We start from the raw sequence: 20,556 nt of genomic DNA, 5'->3' as shown, positions 1-20,556 counted from the left end.
ATGACTCTGCGCACCCTCGACTCCCTCAAGGATTCGGTCGGTTCGCTCGACGGCACGCGCGTCATCGTCCGTTGTGACCTCAACGTCCCCTTGCGGGACGGGGTCATCACGGACGATGGGCGCGTTCGCGCGTCGGTGCCGACCCTTCAGGCCCTCATCGATCAGGGCGCCCGCGTGATCGTGGTCTCCCACCTCGGTCGCCCCGACGGCGCCCCCGACCCCGCCTACAGCCTCGCTCCGGTCGCGGCGCGGCTGGGCGAGCTGCTCGGTCGGCCGGTCGCCTTCGCGACGGACACCGTCGGCTCCTCGGCGCAGGAGGTCGTGTCCGCGCTGCAGCCCGGTGAGGTGGCCGTGCTGGAGAACCTCCGCTTCAACCCGGGGGAGACGTCCAAGGACGACGCCGAGCGGCGGGCGTTCGCGGAGCAGCTCGCGGCGCTCGGCGACGCGATGGTCTCGGACGGCTTCGGCGTCATGCACCGCAAGCAGGCGAGCGTCTACGACCTCGCACAGATCCTGCCGTCGGCCGCGGGGCTGCTCATCGAGGCCGAGCTGAAGGTTCTCGACCGGCTCACCGAGAACCCCGAACGGCCGTACACGGTGGTCCTCGGCGGGTCCAAGGTGTCCGACAAGCTCGGTGTCATCTCGCACCTGCTGCCGAAGGTCGACCGTCTCCTCATCGGCGGCGGAATGCTGTTCACGTTCCTGAAGGCGCAGGGGCATCCGGTCGCCTCCAGCCTCCTGGAGGAGGACCAGCTCGACACGGTGCGCGGTTACATCGCGGAGGCCCAGGAGCGCGGCGTGGATCTCGTCCTGCCGACCGACGTCGTCGTGGCCGCCTCGTTCTCCGCCGACGCGCCCTACGAGGTCACGGCGGCAGACGCGATCGAGGACACCGAGTTCGGCACGTCCGGCATCGGCCTGGACATCGGTCCCAACACGGCGCAGACGTTCGCCGCGGCCATCAGGGACTCCAAGACGGTGTTCTGGAACGGACCGATGGGCGTCTTCGAGTTCCCCGCGTTCGCGGCAGGCACCAAGGCGGTCGCGCAGGCGCTCACGGAGACCGACGGTCTCAGCGTGGTCGGCGGTGGCGACTCCGCCGCAGCCGTGCGCCAGCTCGGGTTCGCGGACGACCGATTCGGTCACATCTCGACGGGCGGAGGCGCGAGCCTCGAGTTCCTCGAAGGCAAGAAGCTCCCCGGACTGGAGGTCCTCGGATGGCAGTGAACGGCAGAATCCCGCTCATCGCGGGCAACTGGAAGATGAATCTCGACCACCTGCAGGCGGTCGCGTTCGTGCAGAAGCTGCACTGGGCGCTCAAGGACGCCAAGCACGAGGACGGCACGGTCGAGGTCGCGGTGTTCCCGCCGTTCACAGACCTCCGCAGTGTGCAGACGCTCATCGACGCGGACAAGATCCCGTTCGCGTTCGGGGCGCAGGACTTGTCCGAGCACGATTCCGGCGCCTACACCGGCGAGATCTCCGGCGAGTTCCTTGCCAAGCTCGATGCCGACTACGTGATCATCGGACACTCCGAGCGCCGCGAGTACCATCACGAGACCGACGAGATCGTCGCAGCGAAGACCAAGGCCGCGCTCAAGCACGGCCTCGTCCCGGTCATCTGCGTCGGCGAGACCGCCGAGGATCTCGAGCGGTTCGGCGCGAGCGCGGTGCCCGCCGGTCAGCTCGAGGCGGCGCTGCAGGGACTGAACCCCGACGCGGACATCGTCGTCGCCTACGAGCCCGTCTGGGCCATCGGCTCCGGCCAGGCCGCGACCCCGCAGCAGGCGCAGGACGTGTGCGCCGTGCTGCGTGGCGTGATCGCCGGGGTGCTCGGTGACGAGGCCGCCGCGCGGACGAGGATCCTCTACGGCGGCTCGGTGAAGTCGGGGAACATCGCGGGCTTCATGCGCGAGCCGGACGTCGATGGCGCTCTCGTGGGTGGCGCGAGCCTCGTCGTCGACGAGTTCGCCGCGATCATCCGTTATCAGAAGCACGTCGGAGTGTGATCCAGGGGCGTACCTCGCCCCGACGTATAATCGATCTTTACGCGGGTTCCCGACCGACTGAGCGGGCCCGAGCGAAAGGCCATTCGTGGATATTCTCCAGTTCATCCTGCAGGTGCTGCTGGGCATCACCAGCGTCCTGCTGACCCTTCTGATCCTGCTCCACAAGGGGCGTGGCGGCGGGCTGTCCGACATGTTCGGCGGCGGCATGTCCTCCGCCGTCGGATCCTCCGGACTGGCGGAGCGCAATCTCAACCGGTTCACGATCGTGCTCGCCCTGGTGTGGTTCGTGGCGATCGTGGGCCTCGGCCTGATCACGAAATTCGAGGTGCTGTGATGGCGACCGGCGGCAACGCGATCCGGGGGACCAGGGTTGGATCCGGTCCGATGGGCGAGCAGGACCACGGCTACCACGCGGATCGTATCGCGATCTCGTACTGGGACGGCCTCGGCAACGAGACGATCCGGTACTTCGCGGCGGGGCTTCCCGAGGAGGAGATCCCCGACATCATCGATCACCCGCACTCCGGCCTCCCCGCCGGTCGTGATCGGCAGAACCCGCCGGCGATCGCCAAGGCGGAGCCGTACAAGACGCACCTCGCCTACGTGAAGGAGCGCCGCACCGACGAAGAGGCGGAGCAACTGCTCGACGACGCGCTGCAGCAGCTGCGCGAGCGTCGAGGCCAGTGAGCCTCGCCCGCTGAGACGACGAGAGCCCCCGCATCGCGCGGGGGCTCTCGTCGTCTGCGCGGGCGCGCTTCTGTGCCGCCGTCGTCAGACGGTCGCGTGATCCGGAAGCGCGAGGGGGGACGAAGTGGCGCGCATCCTCGGTCTCGACGACATGGGCGTCCAGCTCCCTGCGCTTTGGCCCTCGCATGCGCCGGATCGAGCCGCGATCCGTCATACGTCGAGGGCATCGCGGAACAGGCGGCCGAGCCAGCGCCGGACCTGGGCCTGTGCGTCCCGCCCATCGCCGGTGCGTGCTTCTGACGCGCAAGACTGCGAAGGACGAGGGGAAAGTGGAGGGGATGACGGGAATCGAACCCGCGTCATTAGTTTGGAAGACTAAGGCTTTACCATTAAGCTACATCCCCGTTTCCGGCGGGACCCGGGCGGGATCCCATCGGACTCGTACGAGCATACCGGACTGGCGGGGGTGCTCTGTTCCGTTAGACTCGTGAGGGCCGTTCCCGCGCGCGCGGGTTCCTACCCGGGGCGTAGCTCAGCTTGGTAGAGCGCCCGCTTTGGGAGCGGGAGGTCGCAGGTTCAAATCCTGTCGCCCCGACGTCCACGACGTCGCATCCCGCCGATCATCGCGCGGGGGATTCACAAGGAGAACACACCAGCATGGCGAACAGCACCGTCGAGAAGCTTGCCCCGACCCGGGTCAAGCTCCACATCACGGTCACCCCCGAGGACCTCAAGCCCAGCATCGAGCACGCCTACGAGCACATCGCGCAGGACGTCCAGATCCCCGGCTTCCGCAAGGGCAAGGTGCCCGCGCCGATCATCGACCAGCGGGTCGGTCGCGGCGCCGTCATCGAGCACGCCGTCAACGAGGGCCTCGACGCCTTCTTCCGCGAGGCGTCGCTCGAGCACAACCTGCGTCTGGTCGGCCGTCCCTCGGCCGAGGTCATCGAGTGGCCCAACGAGAAGGACTTCTCCGGCGACCTCAAGGTCGAGATCGAGGTCGACGTGCGCCCGGAGATCGAGGTCCCCTCGCTCGACGGCATCACGCTCACCGTCGACGCCGTGGAGGCCGACGACGCCGCCCTGGACGCCGAGCTCGACCGTCTGCGTGCCCGCTTCGGCACCCTCGTCCCGGTCGACCGTCCCGCGACGTCCGGCGACTTCGTCGAGCTCGACCTCGTCGCCTCGATCGACGGCGCCGAGATCGACCGCGCCGAGGGCGTCTCGTACGAGGTCGGCTCTGGCGAGCTGCTCGAGGGCATCGACGACGCGATCGAGTCGCTCACCGCGGGCGAGGACACGACGTTCTCGTCGAAGCTGGTCGGCGGCGATCACGCGGGAGAGGACGCCGAGGTCTCCGTGACGGTCAAGGCCGTCAAGGAGCGCGAGCTTCCCGAGGCCGACGACGACTTCGCGCAGATCGCGAGCGAGTTCGACACGATCGCGGAGCTGCGCGACAGCCTGCGTGAGTCGGTCGAGCAGCAGGGCGTGTTCACGCAGGCCTCGGCTGCGCGCGACAAGCTCGTCGAGACGCTTCTCGAGCAGGTCGAGATCCCGGTCCCGCCGCAGCTCATCGAGGACGAGGTGCACAACCACCTCGAGGGCGAGGGTCGTCTGGAGGACGAGGAGCACCGCGCCGAGGTGACCGAGGCGAGCACCAAGCAGTTCCAGACCCAGGTCCTCCTCGACGCGATCGCCGAGGAAGCCAACGTGCAGGTGTCGCAGGACGAGCTCAGCCAGTACCTCATCCAGTCCGCCGCGCAGTACGGCATGGCGCCGCAGGAGTTCGTCGAGGCGCTGCAGTCCGCCAACCAGCTCCCTGTGATCGTCGGCGAGGTCGCGCGCAACAAGGCGCTCGCGGTCGCGCTCGGCAAGGTCACCGTGGTGGACTCGAAGGGCAAGCCCGTCGACTTGAGCGGCTTCGTCGCCGTCGACGAGGAGCCGGAGTCCGAGACCGCGGACGAGGAGAAGGCTCCTGCTGCGGAGAAGCCCGCGAAGAAGGCTCCGGCCAAGAAGCCGGCGGCCAAGAAGGCTCCCGCCAAGAAGGCCGCGGACGCCGAGGAGGCTCCGGCCGAGGAGAAGAAGCCCGCCGCCAAGAAGCCGGCGGCGAAGAAGGCCCCGGCCAAGAAGGCGGCCGACGCCGAGTAAGAAGTCCGGATCCATCGGTCCGGGGGAGGGGCGGGCGCGCTGAGCGCCCGCCCCTCCCGCGTCCCCGGCGGCACGCTGATATGCCGACGGCGAACACGGCCGGAGCGCGGATCCGGCGCCGGTAGATTCGAATCACCGAACACGGAAACAGGAGCGGAAATGGCTGAACCCCTGGTCGCGACGAGCGTCTTCGACAGGCTGCTCAAGGATCGCATCATCTGGCTGGGATCCGAGGTGCGGGACGAGAACGCCAATGAGATCTGTGCGAAGATCCTCCTTCTCGCCGCCGAGGACCCTGAGAAGGACATCTACCTCTACATCAATTCGCCCGGCGGCTCCATCACCGCAGGCATGGCGATCTACGACACGATGCAGTTCGTGCCGAACGACATCGTCACGGTGGGCATCGGAATGGCCGCCTCGATGGGCCAGCTGCTGCTGACCAGCGGCACCAAGGGCAAGCGCTACATCACCCCGAACGCCCGCGTGCTGCTGCACCAGCCGCACGGCGGATTCGGCGGCACCGCGAGCGACATCCAGACGCAGGCGCAGCTCATCCTCGACATGAAGAAGCGTCTCGCCGAGATCACCGCGGCGCAGACCGGCAAGCCGGTCGAGCAGATCAACGCGGACGGCGACCGGGACCGCTGGTTCACGGCCGCGGAGGCGCTGGAGTACGGCTTCGTGGACCACATGCGCGAGCACGCGAGCGACGTGCACGGCGGTGGCGGCACGGGCGCGGACGCGGACAAGTAAGGCAGGACAGGACGAACATGTACACACCCACCTTCCGCGCGGCCGGCAACCTGCCCTCCAGCCGTTACGTGCTCCCGCAGTTCGAGGAGCGCACGGCCTACGGCTTCAAGCGTCAGGATCCCTACAACAAGCTGTTCGAGGATCGAGTGATCTTCCTCGGTGTGCAGGTGGACGACGCGTCGGCCGACGACGTGATGGCGCAGCTCCTCGTCCTGGAGAGCCAGGACTCCGAGCGCGACATCACGATGTACATCAACTCGCCCGGCGGCTCGTTCACGGCGATGACGGCGATCTACGACACGATGCAGTACGTCGCTCCGCAGATCCAGACCGTCGTGCTCGGACAGGCGGCGTCCGCCGCCTCCGTGCTGCTCGCGGCCGGTGCGCCGGGCAAGCGGCTCGCGCTGCCGAACGCGCGCGTGCTCATCCACCAGCCCGCGATGGGCGAGGCCGGCCACGGCCAGGCGTCCGACATCGAGATCCAGGCCGCGGAGATCCTCCGGATGCGCACCTGGCTCGAGGAGACGATGGCCAAGCACACCAACCGCACGGTCGATCAGATCAACAAGGACATCGATCGCGACAAGATCCTCTCCGCCGAGGAGGCGAAGGACTACGGGATCGTCGACCAGGTGCTGACGAGCCGCAAGCGCCAGTCCTGACAGGACGCACGTTGAGAAGGGCGGTCCGGAGGTTCTCCGGACCGCCCTTCGCGCGCGCGTGGGTCTCGTCGTCGGTTTGCGCGAGCGAGCAGGACGGGTTGCTCATCTGAGCAGATTCGTGCGCGTGCGCGTGGGTGCGGATAGGGTCGGAGCATGGCCCGCACTCCGCTCGACGACGACGAACTGCTCGCCGTCCGCGTCGCGGAGCTCTACTACGACGAGGACAAGACGCAGGACGAGATCGGCGGACTGCTGGGCATCTCGCGCTGGAAGGTCGGGCGGCTTCTGCAGCAGGCCAGGGCGGACGGGATCGTGCGGATCGAGATCGTGCATCCCCGGGCGCGCAAGCTCGGCCTCGAGAGGGAGCTGCGCGACCGGTTCGGGCTAGCGGACGCGGTGGTCGTCCCGAACGCCGGCAGCGACTCCGAGACGCTGGGGCGGGTCGCGCAGGGTGCCGCAGACCATCTCACCGCCCTGCGACCCGTTCCGAGGACGCTCGCGGTCAGCTGGGGGCGCACGCTCACCGCGATCGCGGATCGCCTCGTCGAAGGCTGGGCCCGGGGCGTCACCGTCGTGCAGATGAACGGAGGCGTCAGCGTCAACCGCCGTCCCGGCGGCGCCGCATCGCTCGCCGCCACGATCGCCCAGCGCGCCGCCGGCCAGGTCGCCCTGCTGCCGAGTCCGGCGATCCTGGAGCGCCTCGAGACCAAACAGGCGATCGAGCGGGACCGCACGGTCGGGGGAGTACTGGAACTGGCGGCACGAGCGGACGCGTATCTGTTCACGGCCGGGGTGTGCGATGCGCGCTCCGCCCATGTCGAGAACGGGTACCTCACCCCCAAGGACATCGCGGAGCTGGCGCGACGGGGCGCCGTCGGCGACGTGCTCGGCCGCTACATCGACGCGGACGGCAACGTGGTCGATCCGGAACTCGACGCCCGCACGGTGGGGCTCGACCTCGGCTGGCTGCGCGACGCGCGCACCTCGATCTTCGTCACCGCGGGCGAGGCGAAGCACGACATCGCCCGCACGGTGGTGTCGGCGCGACTGTGCACGATGGTGGTCACCGACGAGGAGACCGCACGAACCCTCTTGGACTCAGAAAGGTGACCGGATCAGTGACCACGACCGAACTCGCCCAGCGGAAAGCGGTGCAGGTGCTCGGCGGCGAACCCGACGACCTCACGCTGCGCCGCTTCCTGCACGGACTGCCCGGTGTCGACGCGGTCGGCCTGGAGCAGCGCTCCGCCGACCTCGGCACACGATCGATCAAGACCACGTCGAAGGCGTGGGCGCTCGACACGATCATCCGCCTCATCGACCTGACGACGCTCGAGGGCGCGGACACGCCGGGCAAGGTGCGCTCGCTCGTCTCGAAGGCCGAGCACCCCGACGCGTCGGATCCGACCTGCCCGTCCGTGGCCGCGGTCTGCGTGTACGGCGACATGGTCCCCTTCGCCGTCGAGGCGCTGGGTGCGCGTCACGGTGATCCCGATGACGGCGGGATCTCCGTCGCGGCCGTCGCGACCGCCTTCCCCAGCGGCCGCGCATCGCTCGCGGTGAAGCTCGCCGACACGCGCGACGCGGTGGAAGCCGGTGCCGACGAGATCGACATGGTGATCGACCGTGGCGCGTTCCTCGCCGGGCGGTACGGCCAGGTGTTCGACCAGATCGTGGCCGTCAAGGACGCGTGCCGCCGCGACGACGGCTCGTCCGCGTCGCTCAAGATCATCCTCGAGACCGGCGAGCTCAACACCTACGACAACATCCGCCGCGCCTCGTGGCTCGGCATGCTCGCCGGAGGGGACTTCATCAAGACCTCCACGGGCAAGGTCTCTCCCGCGGCGACCCTCCCGGTCACGCTGCTCATGCTCGAAGCCGTGCGCGACTGGCACCGTCTCACGGGGGAGCGCATCGGGGTGAAGCCGGCGGGCGGGATCCGCTCCTCCAAGGATGCGGTGAAGTATCTCGTCACCGTCGCCGAGACCGTGGGCGAGGACTGGCTGCAGCCGCACCTGTTCCGCTTCGGCGCGTCGAGCCTGCTCAACGACGTGCTGCTGCAGCGCCAGAAGATGTCCACCGGCCGCTACTCCGGCCCCGACTACGTCACGATCGACTGAGAGGCTCGAGATGGGTTTCCTGGAATACGCGCCCGCGCCCGAGTCGCGCAGCATCCTCGACCTGAAGGACGAGTACGGCCTGTTCATCGACGGCGAGTTCGTCGAGGGTCGCGGTGCCTCGTTCGCGACGATCTCGCCCTCGGACGAGTCCCGGATCGCGACGATCGCGCACGCCTCGGACGAGGACGTCGATCTCGCCGTCGCCGCCGCCCGCCGCGCCTACACCAGGGTGTGGTCGAAGATGAGCGGCCGCGATCGCGGCAAGTACCTCTTCCGCATCGCACGTCTCGTGCAGGAGCGAGCCCGCGAGCTCGCGGTCGCCGAGAGTCTCGACAACGGCAAGCCGATCAAGGAGTCGCGGGACGTGGACGTGCCGCTCGTCGCCTCCTGGTTCTTCTACTACGCCGGCTGGGCCGACAAGCTCGACTATGCCGGCGTCGGCCCGAATCCCCGTGCGCACGGGGTCGCGGGTCAGGTGATCCCGTGGAACTTCCCGCTGCTCATGCTGGCGTGGAAGGTCGCTCCCGCCCTCGCCGCGGGGAACACGGTGGTCATCAAGCCGGCGGAGACGACGCCGCTGTCCGCGCTGATCTTCGCGGAGATCCTGCAGCAGGCCGATCTGCCGCCCGGGGTGGTCAACATCGTCACGGGCGCCGGCGCGACGGGTGCCGCGATCGTGCGTCATCCCGACGTCGACAAGGTGGCTTTCACGGGATCGACCGCGGTCGGTCGCGAGATCGCGCGCACCGTCGCGGGCACCGGCAAGGCGCTGACCCTCGAGCTGGGCGGGAAGGCGGCGAACGTGGTCTTCGACGACGCGCCGATCGACCAGGCCGTCGAGGGCATCGTCAACGGCATCTTCTTCAACCAGGGACACGTGTGCTGCGCCGGGAGCCGGCTGCTCGTCCAGGAGTCCATCCACGACGAGGTCGTCGACCGGCTCAAGCAGCGCCTGTCGACCCTGCGGCTCGGCGACCCCCTCGACAAGAACACGGACATCGGCGCGATCAACTCGGCCGAGCAGCTGGCCCGCATCCGCGAGCTCAGCCAGGTCGGGGAGGACGAGGGCGCCGAGCGGTGGACCGCGGACTGCGCGATCCCGGAGAAGGGGTTCTGGTTCGCCCCGACGATCTTCACGGGCGTCGAGACATCGCATCGCATCGCGCGCGAGGAGGTCTTCGGACCTGTCCTGTCCGTCCTGACCTTCCGCACGCCGGCGGAGGCCATCGCGAAGGCGAACAACACCCCCTACGGGCTCTCGGCCGGTGTCTGGAGCGAGAAGGGATCCCGGATCCTCGCCGTCGCGGACCGCCTGCGAGCGGGCGTGGTGTGGGCGAACACGTTCAACCGTTTCGATCCGTCGAGCCCGTTCGGCGGCTACAAGGAGTCCGGCTACGGCCGCGAGGGCGGCAAGCAGGGCCTTGCCGCGTACCTGAAGGGATCTGCCGCATGAGCGCGCGACTCACCGTGCCCAAGACGTACAAGCTCGCGATCGGCGGCGCCTTCCCGCGCAGCGAGTCGGGGCGGACCTACGAGGTGCGCTCTCCGAAGGGCGCCTTCCTCGCGAACGCCGCGCAGGCGTCCCGCAAGGACGCCCGCGACGCCGTGAAGGCCGCCCGCGCCGCACAGTCCGGCTGGGCGAAGGCGACCGCCTACAACCGCGGTCAGGTGCTGTACCGCGTGGCCGAGGTGCTGGAAGGTCGCCGGGCGCAGTTCGTCGACGAGATCGTGGCACAGCAGGGCGTATCCGCCGCCGTGGCGGGGGCCCAGGTCGACGAGGCGATCGACCTCTGGGTCTGGTACGCGGGCTGGTGCGACAAGTACGCGCAGGTCGCGGGCAACCTGAATCCGGTCTCCGGCGCCTACTTCAACATCTCCGCGCCCGAGCCGACGGGCGTGGTCGCGATCGTCGCACCCCAGGACTCCGCCCTGCTCGGACTCGTCTCCGTCGTCGCCCCCGCCCTCGTGGCGGGCAACGCGGTGGTCGTGATCGCGAGCGAGCGGTTCCCGCTCTCCGCGATCAGCCTCGCCGAGGTCCTGGCGACGAGCGACGTCCCCGGCGGAGTCGTGAACGTGCTGACCGGATCCCCGGCCGAACTGGCGCCGTGGCTCGCCGCGCACGCGGACGTCAACGCCCTCGATCTGGCGGGCGCCGGCGACATCGACTGGGTCGATCTCCAGATCAGCGCCGCCGACACGCTCAAGCGCGTGCTCGCTCCCGGCGAGGTCGTCGCGTCGCCGCAGCGCATCGCCGCGTTCACGGAGGTGAAGACGGTGTGGCACCCGAAGAGCATGGTCTGACTGCGCCCGCAGGGCGCCTGACCCGTTCCGGATCTCCGCGGCATCGGCCCGCCTGCTTCGTGCGAGCGGGCCGATGCGTGTTCATGGATGGTCCGCCCCTACGCTCCTGCGCCCTGAGCGAAGCGCGCATCGGGATCCGTGGCGATGCGAGCCGAAGTCGGTTGTTCCGGTTAGGCTCGAACAGCGGTGGCGCCGCAGCGCGATCGTACTCGTGGTGACCGCTCCCGCGGTCGCGGATCACGTCTCGAAGGAGGACGCGCATGGCTCGTATCGGTGAGAGCGCCGACCTGTTCAAGTGCTCGTTCTGCGGCAAGAGCCAGAAGCAGGTCCAGCAGCTCATCGCGGGCCCCGGCGTCTACATCTGCGACGAGTGCGTCGAGCTCTGCAACGAGATCATCGAAGAGCGCATGGCGGAGTCCGCGAACGGCGAGGTCGCGGAGTTCGATCTGCCCAAGCCCCGCGAGATCTTCTCCTTCCTCGAGGAGTACGTGGTCGGGCAGGATCAGGCCAAGCGTGCGCTCGCGGTCGCGGTCTACAACCACTACAAGCGCGTGCGTGCGCGCGGCACGCTGCTCCCGGCGGAGCAGAAGGCCGACGAGATCGAGATCGCCAAGAGCAACATCCTGATGATCGGCCCGACGGGCTGCGGCAAGACCTACCTCGCGCAGACGCTCGCGAAGCGTCTCAACGTCCCCTTCGCGGTGGCCGACGCGACCGCGCTCACCGAGGCGGGCTACGTCGGTGAAGACGTCGAGAACATCCTCCTCAAGCTCATCCAGGCCGCGGACTACGACGTCAAGCGCGCGGAGCAGGGCATCATCTACATCGACGAGGTCGACAAGATCGCCCGCAAGGCGGAGAACCCGTCGATCACCCGCGACGTGTCGGGCGAGGGCGTGCAGCAGGCGCTGCTGAAGATCCTCGAGGGGACCGTGGCCTCCGTACCGCCGCAGGGCGGGCGCAAGCATCCGCACCAGGAGTTCCTGCAGATCGACACCACGAACGTGCTCTTCATCGTGGCGGGCGCTTTCGCGGGCCTGGAGGACATCATCTCGGCGCGGGTCGGCAAGCACGGCGTGGGCTTCGGAGCGCCCCTGCACGACAAGGGCAAGGACCTCGACCTGTTCAGCGAGGTGCTGCCGGAGGATCTGCACAAGTTCGGTCTGATCCCCGAGTTCATCGGGCGTCTTCCCGTCGTGGCGTCCGTCACGCCGCTCGACCAGGCCGCCCTGATCGACATCCTCACGGGCCCGCGCAACGCGCTCGTCAAGCAGTACCAGCGGATGTTCGAGCTCGACGGCGTCGAACTGGAGTTCGAAGAGGAGGCGCTGCGCTCCATCGCCGACCTCGCCGTCGAGCGCAAGACCGGCGCGCGGGGGCTGCGGGCGATCCTCGAAGACGTGCTCGGTCCGATCATGTTCGAGATCCCCTCGGCGGAGGACGTGCAGAAGGTCGTCGTGACTCGCGCCGCGGTCGACGAGGGAGCGCCTCCCACGCTGGTGCTGTCGCGCAAGCGCAAGAGCGCCTGAGCGCAGACGAGCGGCTGCTCGCCGTCGCGTCGGCCCTCAGGCGTCGAGGCCGCGGCGGGTCAGCAGCGGTGCGATGTCCGCATCGCGCCCGCGGAAGTCGCGGTAGGCCTCCAACGGGTCCTTGGCGCCACCGACGGCCAGGAGGCGTCGCCGGAACCGCTCGCCGTTCTCTCTCGTGAGACCCCCGTTCTCCCGGAACCACTCCACGGTGTCGGCGTCGAGCACCTCGCTCCAGATGTACGAGTAGTAGCCGGCGCTGTAGCCGCCGGAGAACACGTGGGCGAAGTACGCCGAGGAGTAGCGCGTGGGCACGACCGACGAGTCCAGGCCGATGTCCGCGAGCGCGCGTGCCTCGAACGCGGCGACGTCGTCGATCGTCTCGCCGGGGCGCAGCCCGTGCAGCGCCTGATCCAGCCACGCGGCGGCGAGGTACTCGCTCGTCGCGAAGCCCTGGTCGAACGTCTCGGTGGCCCTGAGGCGTTCGACGAGGTCGTCCGGCAGCGGCTCGCCCGTCTCGTGGTGGCGGGCGTAGGAGCCGAGGATCTCGGGCCAGAGGATCCACATCTCGTTCACCTGGCTGGGGAACTCGACGAAGTCGCGGAACACGTTGGTCCCGGAGAAGTGCGGGTAGGTCACATCGGAGAACAGCCCGTGCAGGGCGTGCCCGAACTCGTGGAACAGCGTCGTGACCTCGTCGAGCGTGAGCAGGGTCGGCTCGCCGTCGGCCGGCTTCGCGACGTTGAGGTTGTTCGCGACGACCGGTCTGGTCCCGCGGAGCGCGGACTGGCTGACGATCGGGTTCATCCACGCCCCGCCGCGCTTGCTGTCCCGGGTGTAGAGGTCCAGGACGTACAGGCCCAGAGGGGTGCCGTCCTCTTCGAACACCTCGAACGTGCGTGCGTCGGGGTGGTAGCTCGGAAGATCGGGACGCTCCGCGAAGGTCAGTCCGTAGAGCCGTCCGGCGGCGGCGAACACGCCGTCGCGCAGCACCCGCTCCGCCTCGAACCAGGGGCGCAGGGCGGCGGTGTCGATGTCGTGCTCCGCGGTGCGCAGCCGTTCAGTGACGTAGGCCCAGTCGTGCGCTTCGAGCGTGTACGGGATCGGCTCGGTGGCGTCCACGAAACGCTGGCGCGCGTCCCGCTCCGCGGCGGCATTGCGAGCCGCAGGAGCTGCGAGCTCGCGGAGCAGGGCCTCGACGCGTTCCGGGGAACCTGCGGTCTCGTCGGCGGTCACCGCGGCGGCGTGCGTCTGAGCGCCGAGCAGCGCCGCCCTCTCGGCACGGAGGGCCGCGATCTCGGCCAGCACGGCGCGGTTGTCGTGGGCATTGCCTCGGGCGCCGCGCGCGCGAGAGGCCTGCAGGACGCGGCGGCGCGTGTCGCGGTCGCGGAGAGAGGCGAGCGCGGGATGCCCGGTGAACAGGGGAAGCGTGAGCAGGTAGCGGCCCTCGAGACCGCGCTCGGAGGCGGCGCGGGCCGCGGCGGAGAGCTCCCCGGCGCTGAGACCGTCGAGCTGCGCCGGGTCGTCCACGATGACGGCGAGGTCGTTGGTGTCGGCCAGCAGGTTCTTCTCGAACACGGTGCTGAGTGTGGACAGGCGCTGATTGAGCGCGGTCAGTCGGGCCTTGGCCTCGTCGTCCAGGGCCGCCCCCGCGAGCGTCATCTCGCGGTGTCGACGCTCGACGAGGCGGCGCTGCTCCGGCGAGAGGTCGGCGTCCTCGAGCTGTGCGTGCACGTGCGCGACGCGCGCGTACAGCGCCCCGTCGAGGAGGATCGCGTCCTGGTGCGCGGCCATCAGGGGCGCGAGCTGCTCGTCGACCTCCTGGATCTGCGCGGTCGCGTCGGCGGAGCTCACGGTGTAGAAGGCATGCGCGGCCCGGTCGAGCAGTTCGCCGCTGCGCTCCAGAGCCTCCACGGTGTTCGCGAAGGTCGGCGTCGACGGGTTGTCCGTGATCGCGCGGATCTCGGCGCGCTGCTCCTCGAAGCCGGCGTGGAAGGCCGGCACGTAGTGCTCGGGACGGATGGCGGCGTAGTCGGGCACCGCGTACGGCAGGCCAGAAGGGCTCAGCAGGGGGTTCGGAGCGAGCGTCATGCTCCGAGCCTAGGCGAGTCACCGGTCAGCGCGTCAGGGCCGCCATCACCCGGGAGAGCGCCTCGGACACGATGCGGACGGATCGTCGTCGCAGGTTCTCCGGTCGGGCCAGCAGATCGATCATGCGGTTCGTGCTCACGTACTGCAGCGGGCGGCGGACGACCGAGTCGCCGACGGCCGAGGTGTAGCGGGGGAGGACGCCGATCACGTCGCCGGTCGCGATGACGGAGGCGGCGACGCCGTAGTCGTTGATGCGGTGCACGATCTCCGCGGGCCGATTGGTGACGGCGGAGATCGTGCGCAGCACGTCGTCGGGGGAGTAGCCGGCTCGACTCGTCACCCAGCGCTCTCCGACGACGTCGGCGGGGAACAGCGAGGTCCGCCGCGCCAGCGGATGCTCGGGGGCGAGGGCGACGTCGAGCGGTTCCGTGGCGAGCGTGAGCACGCGGATCCCCGTCGTCGGCCACGGCGGGCTGTGCTCCATCCGATGCGCGAGCACGAGATCGTATCGCGCGGTCAGTGCGGGGAACTCGCTCTGCGCGACGTCCTCGTCTGTGAACCGGATCGCGGGAACGTCGCGACCCGTGCCGAGCTCGCGCAGGAGCGGCCCGAACAGCGCCTGGGCGGCACTGAGGAATCCGCTCACCGTGACGACGCCCGCCTCGGTCGCCTCGAAGTCGTCGACGGCGGAGCGCGCCGCCGCCATCGCATCGAGCGCGGCGGCACCCGCCTCGGCCAACGCCTCGCCCGCGGGGGTGAGCACGAGCGATCGCCCCTGCCGCCGCGTGAGCGGTGCGCGAACGCCCCGTTGCAGCGCGGCCAATTGCTGCGAGACCGCGGAGGGAGTGACGCGGAGCGCCTCGGCGACGGCCGTGACGCTGCCGAGGGCGCCGAGTTCGCGAAGCATCTGAAGCTGCTGCAGCTGCATATGTTCATCAAAGCATGTAGACAGACTTAAAGATCAATCCAGACAGTGAGCCTTGATCTACAGAGTGCGACGCGATGAGATCGAAGCATGAAGGCTTTGTTCAAGGACGGTCCGCACGCGGGGCTGGAGCTCGTGGATCGGCCGGATCCGGTCGCGGGTCCCGACGAGGTGGTCATCCGCGTGCTCCGCACCGGCATCTGCGGCACCGATCTGCACATCCGGCGGTGGGACGACTGGGCCGCCTCGGCGGTCAGGGCGCCGCTCGTCCCCGGTCACGAGTTCTACGGCGAGGTGGTCGAGATCGGCCCGCTCGTGCACGACATCGCCGTCGGGGACCGCGTCTCGGGCGAAGGGCACATCGTCTGCGGGATGTGCCGGAACTGTCGCGCGGGCCGTCGGCAGATGTGCATCAGGACGATCGGCCTCGGCGTGCAGCGCGACGGCGCGTTCGCGGAGTTCCTGACGCTGCCCGCGACCAACGTGTGGGTGCATCATGCGGATGTGACGCCCGAGCTCGGCGCGATCTTCGATCCGCTCGGGAACGCCGTGCACACCGCGCTCGCCTTTCCGCTCGTGGGCGAGGACGTCCTCGTCACCGGGTGCGGTCCCATCGGACTCATGGCGATCGCGATCGCGCGGCACGTGGGTGCGCGCTTCATCGCGGCGACCGACGTCAGCGCACCGCGGCTCGCCCTCGCCCGCGAGATGGGGGCGGACACGGTCGTCGACGTCTCCCGCGAGGACATCGCCGACGCGCAGCGCGCGCTCGGCATGCGCGAGGGCTTCGACGTCGGCTTCGAGATGAGCGGTGCCCCCACCGCCCTGCCCGCGATGATCGACAACATGAACCACGGCGGCAGGATCGCGATGCTCGGCCTGCCGACGGGACCGTTCGGGGTGGACTGGGGCAAGATCGTCACCCACATGCTGACGGTGAAGGGCATCTACGGCCGTGAGATGTTCGAGACCTGGAACGCGATGGGGGCGATGCTGCAGACGAGTCCCGTGCTGCGCGACTCCATCACGCGGATCATCGCCGAGGTGCTCCCCGCGCGCGACTGGGCGCAGGCGTTCGACGCCGCGGCCGCCGCAGGAACGGGGAAGATCATCCTCGACTGGACCCGGCTCTGATCGCCCCACGAGAGAGAAGAAGACCATGTACGGAGCATTCCGGCAGCACCTGTCCCAGCAGCTCGCGGAGATCGAGGAGGCGGGCCTCACCAAGCACGAGCGAGGGATCCGCGGTCCGCAGCGCGCGGAGATCGTGGCGGACGGCGCGGAGGTGCTGAACTTCTGCGCGAACAACTACCTCGGTCTCGCCGACGACCCGCGCCTGGTCGACGCGGCGAAGGCCGCCCTCGACGACTGGGGCTATGGACTGGCCAGCGTGCGGTTCATCTGCGGGACCCAGGAGCAGCACCTGGCACTCGAGGAACGCCTCGCCGCATTCCTCGGCACCGACGACGCGATCCTGTTCTCCTCCTGCTTCGACGCGAACGGCGGTGTCTTCGAGACCCTGTTCTCGGCGGAGGACGCGATCATCTCGGACGAGTTGAACCATGCGTCGATCATCGACGGCATCCGCCTCTCGAAGGCGCGTCGGCTGCGCTACCGCAACCGTGACATGGCCGATCTGGAGGCGCAGCTCCGGGCCGCGGCCGACGCGCGCTTCCGCGTGATCGTGACCGACGGCGTGTTCTCCATGGACGGCTACATCGCCCCGTTGGCGGAGATCTGCGACCTGGCCGACCGGTACGGCGCGCTCGTCTTCGTCGACGACTCGCACGCGGTCGGGTTCATCGGCGCCCACGGGCGCGGCACGCCGGAGCTGTGCGGGGTCGAGGGGCGCGTCGACATCTATACGGGCACCTTCGGCAAGGCGCTCGGCGGCGCCTCGGGCGGCTACGTGGCCGGGCACCGGCAGATCGTGGAGCTGCTGCGTCAGCGGGCCCGTCCCTACCTGTTCTCGAACACGCTCGCCCCGTCCATCGTGGCGGGCACCCTGACCGCTCTCGATCTCGTGGAGGGATCCGGTGCCCTGCGCACGCGGGTGCAGGAGAACGCGGCGCTGTTCCGCCGGCGGATGACGGAGGAGGGTTTCGAACTCCTCCCCGGTGAGCACCCGATCGTTCCGGTCATGTTCGGGGATGCGGCGCTGACCGCCCGGATCGCGGCGGAAATGCAGCGGCAGGGCGTCTACGTGACGGCGTTCAGCTTCCCCGTCGTCCCGCGGGGGCTCGCACGGATCCGGGTCCAGCTGTCGGCCGCGCACACGCCCGAGCAGGTCGAGCGCTGCGTGACGGCGTTCGTGGCGGCGCGGGCCGCGGCCTCCTGACGTCGGGTCGACCGTCGGACGCCGGGGCGCCGGGCGGCTCAGTCCTCGAACGGGCGGACGACCACCTCGCCGGACGCGGTGCGCGAGACCTCCCACCCGGTGTCGAGCTCCGCGATCGGGCGGCCCTCGAGCCAGGTGAGGGTCCAGGTGCCGCGGAGCACGTTCAGCGCGCCGGTCTGCAGACTCAGCGTCCCTCCGGCGACGCTGCGGGCCTCCGCCTCGGCGATCCCGGGTCGCAGGGCTGCGGGAACCGACGCCGGCGGCTCCGATCCCGCGGCCCAGCGCGTCCCGAGCTGCATCAGCGCGCCTCCTCGTCGGGGGCCAGCTCGATGCCGGTGACCTGCAGTTCATCGGCCTCGACGAAGGAGATCCGCGCGATCCGGCCGACGGCGCGCAGGTCGTCCGCAGCAGCCTGCAGCGCGGCGATCTCGGCGACCGGGGCGGCGACGGTGGCCGACGAGATCGGCGTCTTCTGGGAGACCTTCGCCTCGGTCTTCGCGCGACGGATCCCGATGAGCGCCTTGCTCGCGGTCGCGAGGACGGCCGGGTCCCCGACGCCCTCGTCGCCATCGCTGAGGGAGCGTGCCTCGGGCCAGGGCGCCGTGTGGACGGATCCGTCCTCGAACCAGCTCCACGCCTCCTCGGTGGCGAACGCGACGACCGGGGCGAGCAGACGGAGCAGGGTGGACAGCGCGGTGCGCAGCGCGAGCGCGGCTGAGGCCTGACCGACGTTCGTGCGATCGTAGGCGCGCTCCTTGACGAGTTCGAGGTAGTCGTCGCAGAACGTCCAGAAGAACGCCTCCGTGATCTCCAACGCGCGAGCCTGATCGTAGTTCTCGAACGCCGTCGTCGCGTCCCGCACGACCTGGTCGAGCGTCGCGAGCATCGAGGCGTCGATCGCGTGCGTGATCTGCGCCCCCTCCGTCACCGGGAACGACAGCACGAACTTCGCGGCGTTCAGGATCTTGATCGCCAGTCGGCGGCCGATCTTCACCTGCGTCGGGTTCTGCGGGTCGAACGCCGCGTCGGCACCGAGACGGCTGGAGGCCGACCAGTAGCGCACCGCGTCGGATCCGTGCGCGTCGAGGATGTCGGCGGGGGTGACGACATTGCCCTTGGACTTCGACATCTTCTTGCGGTCGGGGTCGACGATGAAGCCGCTGATCGCCGCGTTGCGCCACGGGGAACGGTGGTCCTCGAGGGTCGAACGCAGCATGGTCGAGAACAACCAGGTGCGGATGATGTCCTGGCCCTGGGGGCGCAGATCCATCGGCGAGACGAGGTCCCACAGCTCGGTGTCGCGCTCCCAGCCGCCCGCGAGCTGCGGGGTGAGCGAAGAGGTGGCCCAGGTGTCGAGGATGTCGGCCTCCGCCGCGAAGCCTCCCGCCGTGCCCCGCTGCGCCTCGGTGTACCCGGCCGGCACGTCGGTGGTCGGGTCGATCGGTAGCTGCGCCGCGTCCGGCACGAGCACACGGTCGTAGTCCCGCTCGCCGTTCTCGTCGAGCGCGTACCAGAGCGGGATCGGCACGCCGAAGAACCGCTGCCGGGACACGAGCCAGTCGCCGGTGAGACCGCCGACCCAGTTCTCGTAGCGCACGCGCATGAACTCGGGGTGCCAGTCCAGCTCCGCGCCGTTGCGCAGGAGCTGTTCGCGCAGCTCCGCGTCCCTGGCGCCGTTGCGGATGTACCACTGACGCGTCGACACGATCTCGAGGGGGCGGTCACCCTTCTCGAAGAACTTCACGGCGTGGTGGAACGGCTTGCCGACGGCGGTCATCGCGCCCGTCTCCTGCAGCTTCTCCACGAGCGCCTTGCGGGCCGAGAAGACCGTCTTGCCCGCCATGTTCTCGACGTACCAGGACGCGGCGCCCGCATCGCCGACCGATGCCGGAGCGTCCGGCAGGAACCGGCCGTCCAAGCCGATCGTGGTCATGTTCGGCAGATCGCGTCCGTCCGCCGTGCGCAGCTCGCGCCACCACACGATGTCTGTCACGTCGCCGAAGGTGCAGACCATCGCCGCTCCCGTGCCCTTGTCGGGCTGGGCGAGGTGGTGGCCGTGGATCTCGATGTCGGCGTCGAAGAACGGCGTGCGCACCTTCGTGCCGATGAGGTGCTTGTGCGGACCCTCCGGGTGGGTCACGATCGCCACGCACGCGGGCAGCAGCTCGGGGCGCGTGGTCTCGATCGTGATGTGGCCCGATCCGTCCGCGAACGGGAAGTCGATCGTGTGGTACGACGCCTGCTGGTCGCGGTCCTCGAGCTCGGCCTGGGCGATCGCGGAGCGGAAGTCGACGTCCCAGAGCGTCGGGGCGAGCGACTGGTAGGCCTCTCCGCGTTCGAGGTTGCGCAGGAACGCGAGCTGGCTCTGACGGATCGACTCGTTCGAGATCGTCCGGTAGGTCTGCGTCCAGTCGACGCTGAGCCCGAGCTGGCGGAACAGCGCCTCGAACTGCTTCTCGTCCTCCTCGGTGAGTCTCTCGCAGAGCTCGATGAAGTTGCGCCGGCTGATCGGGAGTTGATCCGCGGCGCGGGACGACTTGTTGTCGCCGCCCTCGAACGGCGGGGTGAAGTCGGGATCGTAGGGGAGCGACGGGTCGCAGCGCACGCCGTAGTAGTTCTGCACGCGGCGCTCGGTGGGCAGACCGTTGTCGTCCCAGCCCATCGGGTAGAACACGTTCTTGCCGCGCATCCGCTCGAAGCGCGCCTTGACGTCGGTGTGCGTGTAGCTGAACACGTGACCGATGTGCAGGCTCCCGCTCGCGGTCGGCGGGGGAGTGTCGATCGAGAAGACGCCGTCGCGCCCTGCCTGCGAGGCCCGCGCGCGGTCGAACAGATAGGTGCCGTCGGCCGCCCAGCGCTCACCCCACTTCGCTTCGAGGCCTTCCAGGGCGGGCTTGTCGGGAATCTCGTTGCGGGACGCTGACGACGACATGGATCTCCTCGTGCGATGTATGCGGCACCGTGTGAGCGTGCCTGAGTGTGTGGGGTGCGGC

The 20,556-nt window shown here is 69.4% G+C and carries 18 protein-coding genes and 2 tRNA genes; 15 read left to right on the top strand and 5 right to left on the bottom strand.

Annotated features, from left to right (window positions below; all coding sequences use genetic code 11):
* The 4 genes from Q0P88_RS10420 (at window position 1) to Q0P88_RS10405 (ending at window position 2,696) form a co-directional block, all read left to right on the top strand.
* Window positions 1-1,227: a phosphoglycerate kinase gene (locus Q0P88_RS10420; RefSeq protein WP_295013829.1), complete on the top strand. Its 1,227-nt coding sequence runs from the start codon at window positions 1-3 to the stop codon at window positions 1,225-1,227.
* Window positions 1,218-2,009: a triose-phosphate isomerase gene (gene tpiA / locus Q0P88_RS10415; RefSeq protein ID WP_295013826.1), complete on the top strand. Its 792-nt coding sequence runs from the start codon at window positions 1,218-1,220 to the stop codon at window positions 2,007-2,009. Before Q0P88_RS10420 ends, tpiA begins: the two co-directional genes overlap by 10 nt.
* 85 nt (window positions 2,010-2,094) lie before the next feature.
* Window positions 2,095-2,343 carry a preprotein translocase subunit SecG gene (gene secG / locus Q0P88_RS10410; RefSeq protein ID WP_295013824.1) on the top strand — a complete coding sequence of 83 codons (249 nt, stop codon included), beginning with the start codon at window positions 2,095-2,097 and terminating at the stop codon, window positions 2,341-2,343.
* Window positions 2,343-2,696, top strand: coding sequence for an RNA polymerase-binding protein RbpA (locus Q0P88_RS10405; RefSeq protein ID WP_295013822.1), 354 nt, complete (start codon window positions 2,343-2,345; stop codon window positions 2,694-2,696). Before secG ends, Q0P88_RS10405 begins: the two co-directional genes overlap by 1 nt.
* A gap of 330 nt (window positions 2,697-3,026) precedes the next feature.
* Here the strand turns inward: Q0P88_RS10405 and Q0P88_RS10400 are convergent.
* Window positions 3,027-3,100, bottom strand: a tRNA-Gly gene (locus Q0P88_RS10400).
* 117 nt (window positions 3,101-3,217) lie between these two features.
* On the opposite strand from Q0P88_RS10400, the gene Q0P88_RS10395 reads away from it, so the two are divergent.
* The 9 genes from Q0P88_RS10395 to clpX all read left to right on the top strand — a co-directional run bounded on the left by Q0P88_RS10395 (window position 3,218) and on the right by clpX (window position 12,212).
* Window positions 3,218-3,291, top strand: a tRNA-Pro gene (locus tag Q0P88_RS10395).
* 62 nt (window positions 3,292-3,353) lie between these two features.
* Window positions 3,354-4,844 carry a trigger factor gene (tig, locus tag Q0P88_RS10390; protein ID WP_295013820.1) on the top strand — a complete coding sequence of 497 codons (1,491 nt, stop codon included), beginning with the start codon at window positions 3,354-3,356 and terminating at the stop codon, window positions 4,842-4,844.
* 159 nt (window positions 4,845-5,003) lie between these two features.
* Window positions 5,004-5,600, top strand: coding sequence for an ATP-dependent Clp protease proteolytic subunit (locus tag Q0P88_RS10385; protein WP_295013818.1), 597 nt, complete (start codon window positions 5,004-5,006; stop codon window positions 5,598-5,600).
* Between the two features lie 17 nt (window positions 5,601-5,617).
* Window positions 5,618-6,262 (top strand): ATP-dependent Clp protease proteolytic subunit, encoded by a 645-nt coding sequence (locus Q0P88_RS10380; protein WP_295013816.1) that lies wholly within the window; start codon window positions 5,618-5,620, stop codon window positions 6,260-6,262.
* A 153-nt stretch (window positions 6,263-6,415) separates the two neighbouring features.
* Window positions 6,416-7,372: a sugar-binding transcriptional regulator gene (locus Q0P88_RS10375; protein WP_295013814.1), complete on the top strand. Its 957-nt coding sequence runs from the start codon at window positions 6,416-6,418 to the stop codon at window positions 7,370-7,372.
* Window positions 7,373-7,413: 41 nt separating this feature from the next.
* Window positions 7,414-8,382 carry a deoxyribose-phosphate aldolase gene (deoC, locus tag Q0P88_RS10370; RefSeq protein WP_295013847.1) on the top strand — a complete coding sequence of 323 codons (969 nt, stop codon included), beginning with the start codon at window positions 7,414-7,416 and terminating at the stop codon, window positions 8,380-8,382.
* A gap of 10 nt (window positions 8,383-8,392) precedes the next feature.
* Window positions 8,393-9,835: an aldehyde dehydrogenase family protein gene (locus Q0P88_RS10365; protein WP_295013812.1), complete on the top strand. Its 1,443-nt coding sequence runs from the start codon at window positions 8,393-8,395 to the stop codon at window positions 9,833-9,835.
* Complete coding sequence (locus Q0P88_RS10360) at window positions 9,832-10,683, top strand: aldehyde dehydrogenase (RefSeq protein ID WP_295013810.1); 852 nt, start codon at window positions 9,832-9,834, stop codon at window positions 10,681-10,683. Before Q0P88_RS10365 ends, Q0P88_RS10360 begins: the two co-directional genes overlap by 4 nt.
* A 260-nt stretch (window positions 10,684-10,943) precedes the next feature.
* Window positions 10,944-12,212 (top strand): ATP-dependent Clp protease ATP-binding subunit ClpX, encoded by a 1,269-nt coding sequence (gene clpX / locus Q0P88_RS10355; RefSeq protein ID WP_295013808.1) that lies wholly within the window; start codon window positions 10,944-10,946, stop codon window positions 12,210-12,212.
* A 36-nt stretch (window positions 12,213-12,248) separates the two neighbouring features.
* Here the strand turns inward: clpX and Q0P88_RS10350 are convergent, their stop codons facing one another.
* Window positions 12,249-14,300 (bottom strand): M3 family metallopeptidase, encoded by a 2,052-nt coding sequence (locus Q0P88_RS10350; RefSeq protein ID WP_295013806.1) that lies wholly within the window; start codon window positions 14,298-14,300, stop codon window positions 12,249-12,251.
* 25 nt (window positions 14,301-14,325) lie between these two features.
* Window positions 14,326-15,228 (bottom strand): LysR family transcriptional regulator, encoded by a 903-nt coding sequence (locus tag Q0P88_RS10345; RefSeq protein WP_295013804.1) that lies wholly within the window; start codon window positions 15,226-15,228, stop codon window positions 14,326-14,328.
* Between the two features lie 87 nt (window positions 15,229-15,315).
* Here Q0P88_RS10345 and tdh point away from each other — a divergent pair, with 87 nt between their 5' ends.
* Both tdh and Q0P88_RS10335 read left to right on the top strand, forming a co-directional pair.
* Window positions 15,316-16,359 (top strand): L-threonine 3-dehydrogenase, encoded by a 1,044-nt coding sequence (tdh, locus tag Q0P88_RS10340; RefSeq protein ID WP_295013802.1) that lies wholly within the window; start codon window positions 15,316-15,318, stop codon window positions 16,357-16,359.
* A 25-nt stretch (window positions 16,360-16,384) separates the two neighbouring features.
* Window positions 16,385-17,563: a glycine C-acetyltransferase gene (locus Q0P88_RS10335; protein ID WP_295013800.1), complete on the top strand. Its 1,179-nt coding sequence runs from the start codon at window positions 16,385-16,387 to the stop codon at window positions 17,561-17,563.
* Between the two features lie 38 nt (window positions 17,564-17,601).
* Here the strand turns inward: Q0P88_RS10335 and Q0P88_RS10330 are convergent, their stop codons facing one another.
* On the bottom strand, window positions 17,602-17,862 hold the full coding sequence (locus Q0P88_RS10330; RefSeq protein WP_295013798.1) for a hypothetical protein: 261 nt from the start codon (window positions 17,860-17,862) through the stop codon (window positions 17,602-17,604).
* The gene (gene valS / locus Q0P88_RS10325; protein ID WP_295013796.1) at window positions 17,862-20,495 is read right to left on the bottom strand and encodes a valine--tRNA ligase; all 2,634 of its coding nucleotides are present in this window, start codon (window positions 20,493-20,495) and stop codon (window positions 17,862-17,864) included. Before valS ends, Q0P88_RS10330 begins: the two co-directional genes overlap by 1 nt.
* Window positions 20,496-20,556 lie beyond the last annotated feature (61 nt).

This window comes from uncultured Microbacterium sp., assembly GCF_945952435.1.
In the GTDB taxonomy this organism is placed as follows: Bacteria; Actinomycetota; Actinomycetes; order Actinomycetales; family Microbacteriaceae; genus Microbacterium.
Note: the sequence above shows the minus strand (reverse complement) of the source record. Positions and strands in the feature narration are given on the sequence as shown.

Coding starts and splice junctions, on each gene's coding strand:
- Q0P88_RS10420 (WP_295013829.1), top strand. CDS start 1: ATGACTCTGCGCACCCTCGACTCCCTCAAGGATTCGGTCGGTTCGCTC.
- tpiA (WP_295013826.1), top strand. CDS start 1,218: ATGGCAGTGAACGGCAGAATCCCGCTCATCGCGGGCAACTGGAAGATG.
- Q0P88_RS10405 (WP_295013822.1), top strand. CDS start 2,343: ATGGCGACCGGCGGCAACGCGATCCGGGGGACCAGGGTTGGATCCGGT.
- tig (WP_295013820.1), top strand. CDS start 3,354: ATGGCGAACAGCACCGTCGAGAAGCTTGCCCCGACCCGGGTCAAGCTC.
- Q0P88_RS10385 (WP_295013818.1), top strand. CDS start 5,004: ATGGCTGAACCCCTGGTCGCGACGAGCGTCTTCGACAGGCTGCTCAAG.
- Q0P88_RS10380 (WP_295013816.1), top strand. CDS start 5,618: ATGTACACACCCACCTTCCGCGCGGCCGGCAACCTGCCCTCCAGCCGT.
- Q0P88_RS10375 (WP_295013814.1), top strand. CDS start 6,416: ATGGCCCGCACTCCGCTCGACGACGACGAACTGCTCGCCGTCCGCGTC.
- Q0P88_RS10365 (WP_295013812.1), top strand. CDS start 8,393: ATGGGTTTCCTGGAATACGCGCCCGCGCCCGAGTCGCGCAGCATCCTC.
- Q0P88_RS10360 (WP_295013810.1), top strand. CDS start 9,832: ATGAGCGCGCGACTCACCGTGCCCAAGACGTACAAGCTCGCGATCGGC.
- clpX (WP_295013808.1), top strand. CDS start 10,944: ATGGCTCGTATCGGTGAGAGCGCCGACCTGTTCAAGTGCTCGTTCTGC.
- Q0P88_RS10350 (WP_295013806.1), bottom strand. CDS start 14,300: ATGACGCTCGCTCCGAACCCCCTGCTGAGCCCTTCTGGCCTGCCGTAC.
- Q0P88_RS10345 (WP_295013804.1), bottom strand. CDS start 15,228: ATGCAGCTGCAGCAGCTTCAGATGCTTCGCGAACTCGGCGCCCTCGGC.
- tdh (WP_295013802.1), top strand. CDS start 15,316: ATGAAGGCTTTGTTCAAGGACGGTCCGCACGCGGGGCTGGAGCTCGTG.
- Q0P88_RS10335 (WP_295013800.1), top strand. CDS start 16,385: ATGTACGGAGCATTCCGGCAGCACCTGTCCCAGCAGCTCGCGGAGATC.
- Q0P88_RS10330 (WP_295013798.1), bottom strand. CDS start 17,862: ATGCAGCTCGGGACGCGCTGGGCCGCGGGATCGGAGCCGCCGGCGTCG.
- valS (WP_295013796.1), bottom strand. CDS start 20,495: ATGTCGTCGTCAGCGTCCCGCAACGAGATTCCCGACAAGCCCGCCCTG.